Source organism: Lentzea sp. NPDC020367 (assembly GCF_044387305.1).
GTDB lineage: Bacteria > Actinomycetota > Actinomycetes > Mycobacteriales > Pseudonocardiaceae > Lentzea.
Map to the genome: position 1 here is coordinate 13,710 of NZ_JBIRVV010000001.1, position 17,630 is coordinate 31,339.

The following is a 17,630-nucleotide window of genomic DNA, read 5'->3' on the forward strand; positions in this document are numbered from 1 at the left end:
ATGGCGTTGCTCGACCTCGACCCGAAGGTGGTCGCCACCGCCCGCAAGCTCGCGGCGCGGGCGGCCGAACCGGTGGTGTCCCTCGCGAAGGCGCACACCACGGTCGCCGTCGAGCGCGCCACGCTTCGCCTGGCAGGCATCACCGGCGCGGACTCCACGCACCGCGCCGGTGACGTCCCGTGGGTAAACCGCGTGATCGACACGGTTCGCGAGCAGTGCGGGCTGGAGCACGGCGTCGTCCTTCCGGCGTTCCACGCGCTGAAAGAACACAACCTCGGCTCTCTCACCGAACTCGCCGAGGCCACGGCGGCGGGCCAGATCCAGTTCAGGATCCCCACCGGCAAGGACCTGACGGCGGCGCGCAAGGCGTCCACGTCCGCGGTGTCGAAGGGCCTCAAGACGGTCGACCGGAACCGGGCCCAGCGCGACAAGCTGATCAGCAAGTGGGGCGATCCCGCGCAACGCCCGTGGATCTACCTGATCGTCGCGACCGGTGACATCGACGAGGACGTGATCCAGGCCCAGAACGCGGCCCGCGCCGGTGCCGACATCATCGCGGTGATCCGCTCGACCGGGCAGTCGTTGCTCGACTACGTCCCGGAAGGCGCCACGCACCACGGGTTCGCGGGCACGTACGCCACCCAGGAGAACTTCCGGATCATGCGCGCGGCGCTCGACGACGTGTCGAAGGAGGTCGGCCGGTACGTGCGGCTGACCAACTACGCGTCCGGCCTGTGCATGCCGGAGATCGCTGTCCTGGCGGGACTTCAGCGCCTGGACATGATGCTGAACGACTCGATGTACGGCATCCTGTTCCGCGACATCAACCCGATCCGCACGTTCGTCGACCAGCGCTTCTCCCGCCAGGTGCACGCGCGCGCCGGCATCATCATCAACACCGGCGAGGACAACTACCTCACCACCGCGGACGCCGTTGACGCCGCGCACACCGTCACGGTCTCCCAGCTCCTCAACGAGCACTTCGCCCACGAGGCGGGACTGCCCGACCACCTGCTGGGCCTCGGCCACGCGTTCGAGATCAACCCGAAGGTGCCCGACTCGTTCCGGCTCGAGCTCGCGCACGCGTTGCTGGCCCGCGAACTCTTTCCGGACGCGCCGCTGAAGTGGATGCCGCCGACCAAGCACATGACCGGCGACGTCTTCGACGGCTATCTGCTGGACGGGTTCTTCAACCTCGCGGGTGTCCTGACCGGACAGTCCATTCTGCTCGTCGGCATGATGACGGAAGCGGTCGTGACGCCGTTCCTGTCGGACCGCGACCTGGCCTTGAAGAACGTCCGGTACGTGCTGAACGCGGCGGGCAGCCTCGCGGAGGACTTCCGGCCGTCCCCGGACGGGCTGATCGTCAAGCGTGCGCACCAGGTGCTCGGAGAGGCCGTGGACCTCCTCGAACGCATCGTCGACGACGGCCTGCTCAACGCCATCGCGGACGGCACGTTCGGCCTGATGAAGCGCCCCGCGGACAAGGGCAAGGGCGCGGACGGCGTGGTCGAGAAGGCCGCCGAGTACTTCAACCCGGCTTCGGAGATGCTGGAGGCGCAGGATGTCTGACGCGAAGAGGTACGTGCGACCGTACGGTGACACCACCGGCGACGGCATGATCCAGACGTCGTTCACGCTGCCGATCCCCTTCGGCCCCAAGGCGGACGGCGCGGCGCTGCAGCTCGCGAACAAGATGGGCATGGACCCCGCGATGGTGGTCCACTCGAACCCCATCGGCGACGACTTCACGTTCTTCGTCGTCTACGGCTCGGTGAAGCACCTGGTGGACCTGGACGAGGTCAGGGTCGTCGAGCGCGAGTACCCGTTGCTCAGCCCGTCCGAAGTCAACAATGCGCTGAAGAAGGTGTTGCGGCGCAAGCTGGTCGTCGTCGGCGGGTGCATCGGCACGGACGCGCACACCGTCGGCATCGACGCGATCCTCAACATCAAGGGCTTCGCGGGCGAGAAGGGCCTGGAGTACTACCGGGAACTGAAGGTCGTGAACCTCGGCGCCCAGGTCTCCGTGCCCGAACTGGTGCGGTCCGCCCGCACCGAGAAGGCCGACGCCGTGCTGATCTCCCAGGTCGTGACCCAGCGGGACGCGCACATCCTGAACACGCAGGAGATGTCGGCGGCGTTCCGCGAGGCGATGGGGGACCGGCGACCGCTGCTGGTGGCCGGCGGGCCGCGGTTCGACCCGTTGATGGCGGGCGAGTTGGGGGTTGATCGAGTGTTCTCCCGGGGTACCACGCCGGGCGAGGTCGCGAGCTATCTGGTGCACGCGATGCAGGAGAAGAAGGGGGTCGCCGCGTGAGCGGAGCTTTGGTCGAGGGTTTTTCGGTGACGCACCGCCGGTACGTCCCGCACTCTCACGCGCACTACGGCGGCAATCTGGTCGACGGCGCTTACGGGCTCGGCATGTTCGGTGACGTCGCCACCGAGTTGCTCATCCACACGGACTCCGACGAGGGGCTGTTCGCCGGGTACAGCTCCGTCGAGTTCGCGGCGCCGATCCAGGCCGGCGACGTCGTCGAGGCCTCGGCGACGTTGGTGCGCATCGGGAAGCGGTCGCGTGAGATCGAGTTCGAGGCACGGGTGGTGTGCCGTTCGGCGCCCGAACGCGGACCTTCGGCGGCCGACGTACTGGTTGAGCCGATCGTCGTAACGCGGGCCCGCGGCACGGTCGTCGCGCCGAAAGCCGCGGAATAACTCCAAAATTTAGTCCGAACCGGATGGCGTCCTGCTTCGAATCCCCGCCGTGGGAAGGGAGCAGGACAATGCCAAGTAACAACAAACAGCGATTACGCCGGGGTGCGATCGCCGCGGCCGTGGTCGCGGTGGCGGCGGCGATACCGGCGGCACAGGCCTCCAGTCACCGCGAGGCACCACTGATCGCGGCCGACCCGGCGGTCGACAACACAGACGTGTACGCCTTCACGAGCCCCGACAGACCCGACACCGTCACGCTCATCGCGAACTGGTTCGGGTTGCAGGAACCCAACGGTGGCCCCAACTTCTACCCGTGGGCCACCGACGCCCGCTACGACATCAACGTCGACGCGGACGGCGACGCGGTGCCGGACAAGACGTTCCGGATCACCTTCAGCACGGACGACCGGCGGGGCAAGGCGAACACGTTCCTCTACAACAACGGGCCGGTCACGTCGATCAACGACGACAACCTGTTGTTCCGCCAGAACTACTCCCTGGAGCTCATCGAGCAGGGGAAGTCGACCCAGCTCGTGAAGGACGGCCGTGCGGCGCCGTCGAACACCGGACCCGCGTCGTTCCCGAACTTCGGCGCGATCAGGGACCAGGCCACCGCGAAGATCCCCGGTGGCGGCCAGGTCTACATCGGACCGTCCGAGGACTCGTTCTTCCTGGACCTGAGGGTGTTCGACCTGCTGTACGGCGGAAACCTGAAGGAGGTCAACCAGGACACCCTGATGGGCTACAACGTCAACACCATCGCCATCCAGGTGCCCAAGACGATGCTCGCGCTGAAGGGCGACCCGAAGCGCAACCCGGTGATCGGCGTGTGGAGCGACACCGAGCGCCGCACGTTGAAGCTCGACCCCGGCAAGGCGACCCCGCAGGGCAACTTCGTGCAGGTGTCGAGGCTCGGCAACCCGCTGGTCAACGAGGTGGTGTCGTCCGCACCGTTGAAGGACGCGTTCAACGGGCTCGAACCTGTTGGTGACGCGAAGGTTCAGGCCTTGCTGGACCGGGTGAACGACCCGGAGCTGGCCCGGCTGATCCAGGCGATCTACGGCATCCCCGCGCCGAAGACGCCTCGTGCCGACCTGGTGGAGATCTTCCTGACCGGGATCACCACGAAGGCGGGCGGCCCGATCAAGGCCGATCTCAACTCGCAGCTGAACAACGCCGACGTGAACCCGAAGAAGTTCCAGCCGTCGGAGATGTTGCGGCTCAACATGTCCACGCCGGTGACGCGCAATCCGAACCGGCTGGGCGTGCTCGGCGGGGACCTGCAGGGGTTCCCGAACGGGCGCAGGCTCACCGACGACGTCGTGGACATCGAGATCCAGGCGGTGGTCGGCGCGGCGCAGACCGGCAAGCTCGTGCCGGCGCTCGCGAAGGGTGACCGGGTGAACGGCAACGACGTTCGCTTCGGAGATCGGTTCCCGTACGTCGGACTGCCCAGCAACCAGGCGGTCAACTCCCGCTGAACGAGGGTGCCTCCCATGTGGAAAACACTTCCGCTGCTGGCTGCCCTTTTCGCTGTCGCCGCCTGCGCTCCCCCGCAGGCGGCGACACCCGCCGCCACGCAGACCTCTTCCTTGCAGCGCAACGCCGAGTCGTTGCAGGCCAAGCTCCGCCGAACTCCGCAGGACGCCGCTGCCTGGGCCCAGCTCGGGGCCACGCACGTGGAGCTCGCCCGCGTCACGTTCGACCCCCAGCACTACCCCCGTGCCGAGAAGGCGCTGACCGAGTCGTTGCGGCTCAAGCCGGAAGGCAACGGCGAGGCGTTCATCGGACGGGGTGCGCTCGCCAACGCGCAGCACGACTTCACTGCCGCCCGTGACTGGGGACAGCGCGCCGTGTCGGCGTTGCCGGACTCCGCCGCCGCGCAGGGAGTGCTGGTCGACGCTCTGACCCAGCTCGGTGACACCGAGGGTGAAACCGTTGCGTTGCAACGCATGCTGGACCTCCGGCCAGGCGTCGCGTCGTTCACCCGCGCGGCCTACCACTTCGAGTTGCGCGGCCGTCTCGACGAGGCGCGCGGGGCGCTGGAACGGGCGCTGGAGTCGGCTTCCTCGCCGGACGAGGTCGCGTTCTGCCGGCTGCACCTGGACAAGCTGGACGGGCGGACCGACGAGTCGCTCGAGACCACGCGCGAGCTCGCGTCGAAGGTGCCGTCACCGGACCACCTCGTGAAGTACGGCGAGGCCCTGGATCGGGCGGGCAGGTCCGCCGAGGCGCGGGCGCAGTACGACCTCGCGTTGCAGCAGTTGCGCGCGTTGGGCGGTGACGACCTGACGGCGGCGTTGATCTCCGCCGATCACGGCGACCCCGCCGAGGCGTTGCGGTTCGCGGAGAAGGAGTGGGCCAAGCGGCAGAGCGTCTTCACGGCGGACGCCATGGCGTGGGCTCTGCAAGTCAACAAGCGGTCCGCGGAAGCGCTGCCGTACTCGGACAAGGCGGTCGCGCTGGGCTGGCGCGATCCCGACGTGCTGCGGCACCGCGAGGCGATCCTGGGGAGCCTGAGATGAGAGTCCTCCTGCTGGTGCTGTTCGGGATGCTGCTGATGGGCGGAGTGGCGCAGGCCCATCCGGTGAGCAATCTCAGCGTGAACCACTACGACGGGCTGCGGGTGTTCGCGGACCGGATCGAGCTGCGGTCCGTTGTGGACAGTGCGGAGATCCCGACCCTGCAGGACAGGGAGTTCGTCGACGCCCGCAAGCGCTGCACGGAACGGGCGAAGTCGTTGAACGCCATGGCGGACGAGCAGGAACTGCGGTTCGAGGTGCGCGACGCCGACGTCGTGCGCCCGCCCGGTGAGGCAGGCCTGCCCACGATGCGCCTGACCTGCGAGTACACCGCGATGCTGCCTTCGCGCGGCGAGGTCGAGGTGACGTTCAGCGACTCCTACCTCAAGGACAAGCCCGGCTGGCGCGAGATCACCGTCGTCGGCGTCGACGTCGCGGTGTCCGGCGCGCCGGCCGAGACGATCAGCAACGAACTGCGCACGTACCCGGACGATCTGCTCTCGTCGCCGCTGGACGTCCGTGCGGTGCGGTTCCTCGCACAACCAGGTGAGGGAACGGTTGTCACCCCACCTGGGGTTCTGGGTGAAGCCACGAAGGCGGCCGTCGGACTGGTGGGTGATCTCACCCCGGTGGTCGGTATCGGTGCGGTCCTGCTGTCTCTGGTGCTGGGCGCGTCGCACGCGGCGCTGCCCGGCCACGGCAAGACCGTGATGGCCGCCTATCTGGCGGGTTCGAGGGGAACCCGCCGCGACGCACTCCTCGTCGGCGCCACCGTCACCATCACCCACACGGCGGGTGTCCTGGTGCTGGGGCTGCTGATCAGTGCGTCCAGCGCGATCGCGGGCGAGTCGGTGTTGCGCTGGCTCGGCGTGGCGAGCGGTCTGCTGGTCGCGGTGATCGGAGGAGTGCTGCTCCGCTCGGCGGTGCGTTCCCGTGGTCGGAAGCGGCCCGACCACGGACATGGTCATGGGCACGGACATGGACACGGCCATGGTCATGGGCACCGCCGGGCGGGGCTCGTCGGAATGGGGGTGGCGGGCGGATTGGTGCCGTCCCCCTCGGCCTTGGTGGTGCTGCTGGGCGCCATCGCGCTCGGCCGCACCTGGTTCGGCGTGGTGCTGGTGCTCGCCTACGGCCTGGGCATGGCGGCGATGCTCACCGCCGCCGGGCTGCTGCTGGTCTCGTTGCGGGACCGCTTCGGGCCGCGCCTGGCCCGCTTCCGCAGGTTCGCGGACTTCACGCCGCTGGGCACCGCGGCGCTGGTGATGCTCGTCGGAGTCGGTCTGGCCACGCGTGCGCTGGCCGGTTAGTCAAGGAGAAGGATCATGAAGAAGATCGTCGTGCTGGCCGCTCTGGCCCTGGGCCTGGCCGCGTGCAGCACCGAAGGAACCCCCACCGCGCAGTTCGACGACGAACGGCAGTCCGACATCTCCTGCATGAAGCACCAGGAGCAGACACCGGGGGAGGAGTACTTCGACGAAGGTAATTGGGACACCGTCGTCTCGTTATCCCTGCTGCGTTACTACACGTCGAACGGCGCAAAGCCCTACTGCGACGGCAAAGCCGCCACCAGCGCCGACCAGGGCTGGCGCAAGCTCTACGTGCAGATGGGAGCCGAGAAGAACAATCTGCGCTGAATCGACCGCAACCTCCGCCCCTTTCTCCCGTTGGTCAATACAGAAGTAGCTACATGCGGGGAGGATGGGGCGCAGTGAAGATCGACCACCAGGGGGAGACACCTCCCTACGAGCAGGTGCGCGTGCATTACGCGCACGCCATCTCGAACCGAGAACTGCCGGTGGGCGCGAAGCTGCCAACGGTGCGTGCCCTGGCGAAGGACCTGGGCCTGGCCGTGAACACGGTGGCACGCGCCTACCGTGAGCTGGAGGAGGCCGGCCTCGTGGAGACGCGGGGCCGTGCCGGGACCGTGGTCAGCGCGAACGGTGACAGCAACCGGGAGCGCGTCCGGGCGGCGGCGGCCCACTACGCGGCGATGTCCGCGGAGCTGGGGCTGTCGCGGCAGGAGGCTCTGGAGATCGTCGGCGCTGCTCTCGGGAGCTAGGCCGGCAGGAGCGCGCGGATCTGGGCTGCCGCGATCCTCACGTCGTCGAGGGAGTCCAGCCAGATGTCGACCGACGCGCTCGAAGGCCCGCAATGCCCGTCCGTCTCCCGGAAAACCCATTCCAGCCGGATCGCTCCGTCATCGCTCACCTCGGCCGACACGACCAGTTCCGGGAGTGCCGACACCGAATGGCTCCCTCCGGCCGCGGTGAGCGATTCCAGGAAGTCGGGCAGTTCGGGTTGCACGTCCGTGCACTCGATCAGCACCACGACGCGGGAGCTGCGCAACTCGATGGTGGCCGCGACGCTGGAGAGGTCTTCCTCGTACACGCAGTCGAAAAAACGGACTCGAGAGTTGCTGTAGTCCTTGCAGGTGATGGTTACCTCCACGGTGCCACCCTGGCACAGCCGAACATCGTTCGTTCCGGCTGCTCCAAGCAGGTGATCACCATCTCGGCAGGGCCCACCGTACGTCGGTGTCGGCGTCGCGGAGTGGTCATTCCCTGTTCCCCATATGCCCTGGTAGTCACCCGTTCGCGACCCTGCTGACCCGCCTCGACAGAGCTAGGCTGCCCGATGGATCGTGAATAACTGATTCGTCAGTCAACTTAGGGGTGCGAGATGGGGCGGACCGTCCGCGACGGCCTGCGGCTCACGGCCGAACAGGAGCAGTTCGTAGAACTGGCCAGGGAGTTCGCGGCCAAGGAGATCCGTCCACGCGGGCGTGCCGTCGACGAGGCGGACACCGAGTCGCCGCTCGACGTGTGGCAGAAGGCGTCCGCGCTCGGGCTGACCTCGTTCATGCTCCCCGAGAAGCTCGGCGGCGGTGGCGTCGACCTGCTGACCCAGGTGCTGATCCAGCAGGAGCTGTGTCACGGCGACATCGGCATCGGCAACCTGGTCACGTCCAACGGATTCTTCAGCGCGCCGGTCGAGCACCTCGGCACGCCTGAGCAGCAGGAGCGGTTCCTCGGACCGCTCGGGAGCGCGGAGCCGCCGCTCACCGCCGTCGCCGTGACCGAGCCCGGCAGCGGGTCGGACGCGGCGAGCATCCAGACGTCGGCGCGGCGTGAGGGCGACGAGTACGTCCTCAATGGACAGAAGACCTGGATCTCCAACGCCCCCTACGCCTCGATGTTCGTGATCTTCGCGACGGTGGATCCGTCGCTGAGGTCCCGTGGTGTCACGGCTTTCGTCGTGCCGCGGGACACACCGGGGCTGACGGTCGGGCCGCCGTTCCGGAAGATGGGGCAGCGCGCGATCGTCAACGCCGAGGTGTTCCTCGACGACGTGCGCGTGCCGGTGGAGAACCGGCTCGGTGAGGAGGGGCAGGCGTTCGCCGGCCTGATGCGGACGTTCGACGCGTCGCGCATCCTCATCGGCGCGGCCACGACGGGACTCGCCCGTGCCGCGCTGGACTTCGCCTCTTCCTATGCGGCTGAGCGCGAGCAGTTCGGGGTGCCGATCATCCGGCACCAGGCGGTGGCGTTCCGGCTCGCGGACATGGCCACGCGCGTCGACACCTCGCACCTGCTGGCCGTGCGCGCGGCCTCTCTGTACGACGCGGGCCACGCAGTGGCGCAGGAGTCGGCGATGGCGAAGCTCGTCGGGTCGGAGAACGCCATGTGGTGCACGCACGCGGCCGTGCAGACGTTGGGGGGCTACGGGTACTCCCGGGAGTATCCCGTCGAGCGCTGGATGCGCGACGCCAAACTCGAGGAGATCGAAGAGGGCACCTCGGACATCCAGCGCCTGATCATCTCCCGCGGCCTCGGTGTCAGATGATCTTCTCCGATCCCGCGTCCGTCGCCGTCGTAGGTGCGAGCGACGACCCCGCCAAGTGGGGTCACTGGCTGGCCCGCGGTGCCCTCGTCGGCCACGACCGCCGCGCCGTGCACCTCGTGAACCACGGTGGTGGCGCCGTTCTGGGGCAACCCACCGTCCGCTCGCTCTCCGAACTGGCCGAGGCCCCCGAATTGGTCGTGCTCGCCGTCCCCGCGGCCCACGTGCCGGCCGTGGTGGACGAGGCCTTGGCGGTCGGCGTACGCGGTTTCGTCGGCATCACCTCGGGAATCGACGATCGCGTCATCAGCAGGATCCGGGACGCGGGCGCGCGGCTGCTCGGCCCGAACTGCCTGGGCGTGTTCGACGCGGCGACGTCGCTGCACCTCGCGTGGGGCCGGTTCCAGGCCGGTTCGCTGGGCGTGGTGTCGCAGAGTGGCCAGGTCGGGCTGGAGATCGCCGGGCTCGCGGCGTCGTCGGACATCGGGATCTCCCGGTTCGTCTCGGTCGGCAACCAGGCGGACGTGACGGCGACGGAAGCGTTGCTGGACCTGGTGTCCCACGACCTGACCACCGTCGTGGGGGTCTATCTGGAGAGCTTCGGCCCCGGGATCGTGGCGGCCATGTCGGAACTGCGGGCGGCCGGCAAACCCGTGGTGCTGCTGACCGTCGGATCTTCCGTCGCCGCGCAGGAAGCCGCCCTGACGCACACGGGTGCTCTCACGTCCTCTTTGGACGTGGTGGACGCGGCCTGTCGCTTCGCGGGAGCGGTCCGGGTGGCGACGCCGGCGGCTCTGGTCGACCTGGCGGCGGTGCTGACGTCCGGGGTGCCCCGCGGGGGCAGGGTCGGGGTCATCTCGGACTCGGGCGGGCAGGGAGCGATCGCGGCGGATCTCGCGGCGGCGGCCGGGCTGACGGTGCCGACGTTGTGCGCTGTCGACGGGCTGCCGGTGGGGGCGTCGAAACGCAACCCGATCGACCTGGCCGGGGCGGGGGAGCAGGACCTCGCGAACTACGCCCGTGCGGTCGAGGTGCTGGTGCGCGGCGGTGAAGTCGACACGGTCGTGTTGTCCGGCTACTTCGGCAGCTACGGAGAGGACACGCCTTCCCTGGAGTCTCTCGAGGTGGCCATCGCCGTCCGGATCTGTTCGCTGGCAAGGGAAACCGGCGTGCCCGTGGTCGTGCACAGCATGCGCGAGGACTCCGCCGCGGTGCGCACGTTGCGAGCGGGCGGGGTGCCCGTGCAGCACACGATCGAGCGGGCGGTGGCCGCACTCGGTGACGCGGCACGGCTCGGCGCGCTTGATCAACGGTCCACTCGCGCGCCAGACGCCCCGGAACTGTCGGTGTCGGCTGGAAGAATTGAATTTGGGGGACCCCCTGGAGGGGACCCCTGCGTGAGCTCGCCCGAAGCTCTCAGCGCACCCCTCGCGCCGTTCGAGCCAGGCTATCTGGCGGCCCGCGAGCTGCTCGGCTTCGTCCAGTTTCCCAGGGCGCACGCCGTCACGTCGGCGGCCGAAGTGCGGGCGACCTGCCTCCAAGGCCCGTTCGCCCTCAAGGCCGACTGGCTCGCCCACAAGAGCGAGCACGGCGGCGTGAAGATCAACCTCACCGACCCCGCAGCGGCCTTCGAAGAGATGAGGGCACGGCTCGGTCCCGGCCGGTACGTCCTCGAGGAGATGGACACGCGCGAGCACACCGTCGAGCTGATCATCGGCGCGAAGCGGGACCACTCGTTCGGCCCGGTGATCCTCGTCGGCGCGGGCGGCATCCACGCGGAGTTGTTCAGGGACACCGCGATCGAGCTCGCGCCCGTGACTCCCGCCACAGCGCGGGACATGCTGGCCCGCCTCGTCTCCGCCCCGCTCCTGTCCGGCGCGCGGGGTGCGCCGCCGGTCGACGTGGCGGCGTTGGCCGAGGTGATCGCGAAGGTCTCCGAGACGCTCGCGGCCAGACCGGACCTCGCCGAGATCGAGCTCAACCCCGTGCGCGTGGGGCCTGACGGCGTGCTGGCCGTCGACGCGCTGATCATCCCTTCGGGGGACCCGGTGAACGACACGAGCGGACAACGCGTGGCATGAGCGGATGGTGGACCGCCACGAACCGATCAAGGTGCCGGGGGCCTCAACTGCCAGGGCCTCACCACCGACGACGAGAAGGGGCTCGCCACCGCACTACGCAAGGCGCTCGCCGCGGACCGGCCGGCCGTGACCCTCTGCGCCGTTCGCCGGATTGCGGGCCTCGATAGGTTCTTCCGCAGTGACGTGAGGAGGCCTCGATGCTGGTCGTGCTGGCACTGCTGGCATCCCTCGTGCCGCCGCCCGGCCCGGTGACGATCGACGTGGTCAGCGTCAGCGGGTCCGGATGCGCGGCCGGCACGACGAACGTCGCCATGTCCCAGGACAACGAGGCCTTCACGGTCACCTACAGCGATTTCCTGGTGCAGGGCAATGGCAACGAGGCCAAGAGGAGCTGCACGATCGCCCTCAGGATCAACCACACGGCCGGGTACACCTACGGCATCGCGGCGACGGACTACCGAGGGTTCGCGCACCTCACGGACAAGGCCAAGGGGGTCGTGCGCAACGACTACTGGTTCCCCGGCTTTCCGACGCGGCACAGCAGCCGCACCTATCAGGCGCCGATGAGTGACAACTGGCAGGTCACCGACACGCCGGACGGGGTCGCGCACGGGCCGTGCAAGGATCGCAAGCCGTTGACCGTCGAGACCGAACTGAAGCTCACCGGCAAGGGGAGCGGCAGCTTCATGACCATGGACTCGACCGACTCGAGCGTGAGCACGACGTTCCGGCTCTCGTGGAAGAAGTGCGCGGAATAACAAGCGGTCACGTCCTGCCACGAGCTGGGCGCCGGCTTCGCGGCCGACGGATACGCCCGCGTCACCGCCAAACCACGGATCTGCCTCACCACCAGCGGCCCAGCCGTTTCACAAGTCTTCATGCACATGACCTCAGGTCCTCCGCCTAGCTCACCTTGATGGTGCTTGACCTGATCGACGTAGTCGACGAGAGAGCAGCGAGGTGGCCCCGTTTCCAGGTAGCGCACCCACCCGTCGACGTCAGCAAGCTTCTTGTACCCATTGGTTTGGTACTCGGCTGAGGTTTCCCCGCAGCCTCGGCGCCAAGATGCGCCCTAGACCTGTGATCGAGCCTGGTGGGCGCACGACGTCCTTGAATTGTCCACTCAAGGCCCCTGATGTCGTGGGACTATCCGTCGGTGGCGGACGAGGACCTCACAAGCAACTCGACGGGCGACGTCCACGGAATCGCGTTCCAAGCCCATACCGTCCACGGCAATGTCTATCTCAACGGCTCTCCGCCGGCCGACAATCTGCCGTGCGCACCGCCTGCGACCTGGGCGGAGGCCACCGGCCTTTCTGCCGAGGTCGAGCATCTGCTGTGGGCGCAGCAGCAGACCGCGGATCTGCTGCCGTACCAGCTTCCCGGGACGCGGACACCAGCCCTGGGAACGATCTACGTGCGTCAGGACCTTGGTGGAGGGGTGGAGGACAGCACCACGCCCCACGCGAGGTCGGCTCCGATGCTGGACGAGCACGGCAGGCTGGTCGAGATCCCCACAACGCCGTCGGTGCGCGTCGCTGTCCGCCCACCCTCGAAACTGTTGCGCGCCGCGCTCGACGCCGACGAGCACGTGCTCGTTCTGGGCGGTCCGGGACAGGGGAAGTCGACACTCACTCTCCGGCTCTCGGCCGACATCGCCGCCGAGTGGACGCGGAGGGCGCCCGACGACGCGCCGCTTGCCGAGCCGGTGATCCCGCTCCGAGTCACCGCCCGCACCCTCGCTCAGCATCTCGACGGCGCTTTCATCCAGGCACTGGCGGACAGCGCGTTCATCGAACACGGCCGCTACCTGAACGGCCCGCTCGACCCGGCGCTGTTCGCTGACCGGGTCGCGGGCTGCCGCTGGTTGTTGCTGGTGGACGCACTCGACGAGGTGACCGACGGTGCGTTGCGCGCAACGCTCGTGCACACGCTGTCTGCCTGGGCCTCTCGTGGCGTCCACCGCGTGCTCCTCACGACCAGACCGACCGAAGGTGGTGCGCTGGCCGCCCTGCAGCGGGCCGGAGCCGCACGCTACGAACTGCAGCCGTTCGACCAGGAAGCCTTGCATCGCTTCGCGCACAACTGGTTCGAGGAGCTCGGGGAGGATCACGCGGAACGGTTCCTACAGCAGATCCACGAGGCGCATCTGGCAGAACTCGTCGAGGTGCCGCTCTTGGCCACCATCGCCGCGATCGTCTTCGAGCAGTACCGCGATCGCCCACTGCCTGGCAACCAGTACGAGCTTTACGAGAGCTACCTCAACTTCATCCTGTCGTCCCGTCCCACTGTCGAAGCCTTCGAACATCATCGCGTGGCGCTCATCGAGCACCTCGGTCGCACCCGGTTGGTCAGTGAGTCCTCGTTGACCGCCGCCGCGTGGGAGTGGGGTAGTCGCAACGGCGTCCGGGAGATCGACGACCTGCTCGAATACCTGCTGAACGTGGGACCGTTCGTCAAACGAGGCAACGACATCGCGTTTCTCCACCAGAGCTTCGCCGAGCACGTCGCCGCCACCTCGAAGGCGCGCGAACTGTCGTCGGAGTTCACGCCGCGACACGATTCCTTCGCGGAACTCCTGCACGAGGCGTACAAGGACGACAGCGGCACGTTCGCCAGGTCCGTGCTGTTGCACCACTCTCACTTGAACCACGGTGAGGCTGACCGGACACTGCGCTGGTTGCACGTCGGTGGCTCGGACGAACATCTCCTGGCTGCCCGTCTGCTTGCCCGCCATCTGCCGGCGAGCACGCCCGTGGTGGAAGAGTTTCTGGTGACGGCACGGGCGTGGGCGATGACCACCCGTTATCCGGCGCGGCTGATCCTGCGAGAAACCAGCCGTGCCACCCGCCACACCGGCCTGGCCGAGTGGCTGGCGCAACTGATGGACGATCCTGCCGCACCGTGGGAGTCACGGCTTGAAGCGGCCGTCGCCCTGGGCGTGCGATTGCGTTGTGCGTACACGGATGCCGCCATCGAGTTGCTGAGAACTGCCGTCGATGACCTGTCTGCCGGTGTTGACGGCCGTCTTGTCGCCGCGGAAGCACTGGCACACAGTGGAAGCAGCGAGAGAGAAGCCGCCGAACGTGGCTTGCGCTCGGTGCTGGAGGACCAGGACGCCTCGGGCGCTGATCATCGCAGTGCGGCGGTCGTCCTGTCCGCCTTCGACCAGGAATCCCGCGCCTTCGCCGTATCGGCCCTTGAAAAGCTGATGTCCGATGTGGACACCCCTCTCCGGGACGTCGTGGATGCAGCCACCGGTCTGCTGGAGATCGATCCCGAATTCCAAGATCGATGTGCTGACGCCTTCCTCACCGTTCTCAGGGATCACGCGCACAGCTCAAGCGGTTGGTACGACGCGACTGTGGGCCTTGCGTCGCTCGGCCGGAGGGAACAGGTCGCCGAAGCGCTGACGGCGATCCTCACCAGCGCGACGCTTCCGAGCGGACTCTGTTCCAGTGTCGCCACCATGATCGCCCTTCTGGGGCCACAGCACCGCGTTGCTGCCGGAGCATTCCTCTTGTCCGAGTTGGCCAATCCGATGGCGTCGCCGGTCGACAAGCTGATCCGCGCGCCGGACCTTGCCCGTCTGGGGCATCGGGACCATGCCGTCGCGATCCTTCGGGAACTGCTCGCAGACCCGGCATTGAGTTGGAACCACTCCAACCAGGCGGCTATGAACCTTGCTGATCTCGGGCCGGCGTTTTACACGGAATCCGCTTTGCAGTTCGAGAGTGCGCTCAAGAACATGCTGCCCAAGGGGTATGAGTACCAGTTGGCGCTTCGAAGGTTGGCTGACATCGGCGAACCGCACCGCGATCGTGCTCTGGGCTTGATGTGGGCGTTGCTGACGGACCCCGACGCGGACCCCGAAAGTCGTTGCGCGGTCGCATCGGACCTCGTTCAGTTCGTCCCCGAGCGTCAATCTGAGGTCGCTCAGTACCTGAAGGAAATCATTCAGGCCGGTGGTGACTCGTCTGTTCTGGTCAGTGCCTGGCGTGAGCTGTTCTCATTCGGACCCGACCTGTGTCGCGAGGCGAAGTCGGCCCTTCTCGCGCTGACAGAGCACGCACCTGATTGCACGGATGCGCCACTGGCGCTCGGTCGGATGTTCAGTTCCTCCGGTGCTGCAGATCGCGCTGTGGGCGCAGATCTGTTGACGGCCGTGGCGCGCGACAAGAGTCGCCCCACTCGCCCTCGTTTGTATGCGGCTCGTGGACTGCATCGCCTGGGGCGGGGGCATCACCGGCAGGCGGCAGTGCTGATGAGCGAACTCATCGGGACCGGTCTCCCCGTCGGGTTGAGCCTCGCCACCTCCATGTTCGCCGACTCCGGCCCCGGAGTGCGTGCGGTGTTGGCGGAGGCGTTGCACGAAATACTGCGCAGTGAGCGCACAGGTTCTGTTCGCGTGTGGTCAGCGGTGCAGTCGTTGGCATACCTTGGTCATCGAGTTCCGGATGAGGTGCTCCGTGCGATCGTCGCTGACGAAACCATACTTTTTTGGCGTCGGGTGGAATGTGCGCTCATGTTGGCGAACCGGGACGAGAAGTTCCTGGCGGTCGCGATCAGCCTGCACGAGCGAGGCGCTGCGGAGATGTCGTTCCTGACGTGGCAAAACCTTGCGTCGAAAGCGGCACGGGCAGGAGCGGACATCCACGGTCGGCTGCGTGTCATGGTCGCGGACTCGAACGCGAATTGCGGGGTCAGGGCGGCAGCGGCCGCGTTGCTCGGCAGGGAGGGAATCCCGGAACTTCGTGCCCAGGCGGACGATGCTCATCTCAGTCTTGAATTGCGAAGCAAGGCCTACAGCTTTCTTGCGGCCATAGATCCGGCGTTGATGCCGGAAGCCGTCGCCTTCCATCGATCGGTGATGGACGATCTGACCCAGCCGGTCAGGATCCGTTGCGCCATTGCTGTAGCGCTGACGAGATTCGACCGTTCGATGACCTCATCCGTCATTTCGTTCTTGTGGCGACTCGCTGAATCACCGCAACTCCACGTCTGGGAGCGGGCTTCGGCGGCGCTCCGGCTGGCCAGCTTCGACGAACCTGTGTCACCGAGGCTGGCGCAGATTCTCGTCGGTCTGTGCCGGGATCCCTCGTTGAACGACATGTCGCGCTTCCGGCTGGTGGTGTTCCTTTCTCGTTCTCATCGCACTGAGGTGGAACGTGTGCTGCTGGCTGACCGGTCAGCACGGTTGACTCATCGCCTTCCGCGCATTGATGCCTGGGGTGACAGATCGTTCGTCCGGGAGAGCGAGGCGGTTGTCCGGGAGGTTCTTGCCTGCCCGATGAGCAGCCGCGAGGAACGCAGGGAGGCTGCGAAAGAACTCGCCGGGCTGTCCGGTGAACACGTGTCAGAGGCCGTGGGCATGTTGCTGGCGGATGGTTCGCCTGATGCGCTGGCCGAGGCGGCGAAGCTCGGTGAATGGCAACCTGTGCTCGATCGTGTGCTCGACGAGGCTCGTCCATGGCGCGAACGACTGGCCACGGTGCTTCGGCTACCCAACATGGCGGCGAACAGTGCGGTGCGGGACATGCTGATGCGGCAGCCGCACCTGTCATGGCGCGACAAGGTCGACGTGCTGGCGTACGTCGGGCGGTTCGACGAGCTGCGGACGCTGCGGGATGATCAGGCTGGATTGCTGGTCCAACGGTGGCGAGCGGCGAGCAAGATGGTCGAACTCACGGCGTCCGACAGGTTGTCAGCGGCCGCTCTCTACCAAAAGATCGCCTCAGATCCGTTCGTGCGGCCTTCCCAGCGGTTGCGGGCGGCAGAGGATCTGGGTGAACTCGGCACACGTGGGCGGGCGAAGGCCGAGTTGCTCGTGCGAACGATGCTCGCTGAAGAAGGGCTTCCGGTCTGGGTGCGGTCAAACGCGGGGAATTGGCTCCGCAACCGTCTGTGGACCAGCCAGGACGAGGTGCTCGCTATTCAGCGAAAGCTCGTGGCGCCGACGGTGCTGGGCCGGATCTACCTGCTGCGGTCGATCAGTTGGGCGCCGTCGCAGGAAGCTCTGGATGAGTTGCTTGCGCTGGCAGCTGACCTTGCGCTGTCACCCCGCATCCGGCTGTGGTGTGCGCGAAGTGTGGTGGAAAGACGCAGGGACCTTCGGGACAGGTGTGCGGTGGTGGCGAAGGACATCGCCTTCGACAGCAACGCTTCGTGGCAGATCAGACTACGTGCGGCCAGGTGCTTGGCGCGGTGGAGCGAGGTCATGCGTGCGGACGCCATTGCGTTGGTCGAGAAGAAGTGCACGGAATAACAAGCGGGCGGTTGACGTTCTCTGCTACAGTCCGTTTGTGCCCGGCAGTGCGCAGGTAAGCGCACGTAAGCTCCGACCAGCTGCTGGACGATCACAACGCCGCAGCTAATCCCCCGGCTTCTCACGTCGGCGGACCCACACATCAGATGCAGTCGGATCAACGGCATCTGCAGCGCTCTCCTCCCGTCGCACCCGTGCACGGAGTCG

Annotated in this window: 13 protein-coding genes and 1 pseudogene; 13 read left to right on the top strand and 1 reads right to left on the bottom strand. The window is 67.3% G+C overall.

The window, feature by feature from the left end; translation table 11 throughout:
- The 8 genes from ACH413_RS00060 (at position 1) to ACH413_RS00095 (ending at position 7,296) form a co-directional block, all read left to right on the top strand.
- Positions 1–1,572, top strand: coding sequence for a lysine 5,6-aminomutase subunit alpha (locus ACH413_RS00060; protein WP_360029362.1), 1,572 nt, complete (start codon positions 1–3; stop codon positions 1,570–1,572).
- The gene (locus ACH413_RS00065) at positions 1,565–2,317 is read left to right on the top strand and encodes an OAM dimerization domain-containing protein (RefSeq protein WP_360029363.1); all 753 of its coding nucleotides are present in this window, start codon (positions 1,565–1,567) and stop codon (positions 2,315–2,317) included. Before ACH413_RS00060 ends, ACH413_RS00065 begins: the two co-directional genes overlap by 8 nt.
- A gap of 26 nt (positions 2,318–2,343) precedes the next feature.
- On the top strand, positions 2,344–2,712 hold the full coding sequence (locus tag ACH413_RS00070) for a hotdog domain-containing protein (RefSeq protein WP_396424908.1): 369 nt from the start codon (positions 2,344–2,346) through the stop codon (positions 2,710–2,712).
- A 68-nt stretch (positions 2,713–2,780) separates the two neighbouring features.
- Entirely contained in the window at positions 2,781–4,193 is a 1,413-nt protein-coding gene (locus tag ACH413_RS00075; RefSeq protein ID WP_360029364.1) for a DUF4331 domain-containing protein, read from the top strand.
- Between the two features lie 15 nt (positions 4,194–4,208).
- Entirely contained in the window at positions 4,209–5,237 is a 1,029-nt protein-coding gene (locus ACH413_RS00080; RefSeq protein ID WP_360029365.1) for a tetratricopeptide repeat protein, read from the top strand.
- Entirely contained in the window at positions 5,234–6,544 is a 1,311-nt protein-coding gene (locus ACH413_RS00085) for a sulfite exporter TauE/SafE family protein (RefSeq protein ID WP_360029366.1), read from the top strand. The genes ACH413_RS00080 and ACH413_RS00085 overlap by 4 nt, the downstream gene beginning before the upstream one ends.
- Positions 6,545–6,559: 15 nt before the next feature.
- Positions 6,560–6,871, top strand: coding sequence for a hypothetical protein (locus ACH413_RS00090; protein ID WP_360029367.1), 312 nt, complete (start codon positions 6,560–6,562; stop codon positions 6,869–6,871).
- Positions 6,872–6,945: 74 nt separating this feature from the next.
- On the top strand, positions 6,946–7,296 hold the full coding sequence (locus ACH413_RS00095) for a GntR family transcriptional regulator (RefSeq protein WP_396424834.1): 351 nt from the start codon (positions 6,946–6,948) through the stop codon (positions 7,294–7,296).
- Here the strand turns inward: ACH413_RS00095 and ACH413_RS00100 are convergent.
- Positions 7,293–7,685, bottom strand: a complete 393-nt coding sequence (locus ACH413_RS00100; RefSeq protein ID WP_360029369.1) for a DUF6228 family protein — start codon at positions 7,683–7,685, stop codon at positions 7,293–7,295. The genes ACH413_RS00095 and ACH413_RS00100 overlap by 4 nt on opposite strands.
- Before the next feature lie 231 nt (positions 7,686–7,916).
- On the opposite strand from ACH413_RS00100, the gene ACH413_RS00105 reads away from it, so the two are divergent.
- The 5 genes and pseudogenes from ACH413_RS00105 (at position 7,917) to ACH413_RS00125 (ending at position 17,423) form a co-directional block, all read left to right on the top strand.
- Positions 7,917–9,080, top strand: a complete 1,164-nt coding sequence (locus ACH413_RS00105) for an acyl-CoA dehydrogenase family protein (RefSeq protein WP_360029370.1) — start codon at positions 7,917–7,919, stop codon at positions 9,078–9,080.
- Entirely contained in the window at positions 9,077–11,158 is a 2,082-nt protein-coding gene (locus ACH413_RS00110; protein ID WP_360029371.1) for an acetate--CoA ligase family protein, read from the top strand. Before ACH413_RS00105 ends, ACH413_RS00110 begins: the two co-directional genes overlap by 4 nt.
- 197 nt (positions 11,159–11,355) lie before the next feature.
- A complete protein-coding gene (locus ACH413_RS00115) occupies positions 11,356–11,916 on the top strand; it encodes a DUF4360 domain-containing protein (protein ID WP_360029372.1) in 561 nt (186 codons plus the stop codon).
- Between the two features lie 15 nt (positions 11,917–11,931).
- Positions 11,932–12,075, top strand: a pseudogene (locus ACH413_RS00120) (thiamine pyrophosphate-binding protein); the annotation flags it as partial.
- Positions 12,076–12,314: 239 nt separating this feature from the next.
- The gene (locus ACH413_RS00125; RefSeq protein ID WP_360029373.1) at positions 12,315–17,423 is read left to right on the top strand and encodes a hypothetical protein; all 5,109 of its coding nucleotides are present in this window, start codon (positions 12,315–12,317) and stop codon (positions 17,421–17,423) included.
- The last annotated feature ends 207 nt before the right edge of the window (positions 17,424–17,630 follow it).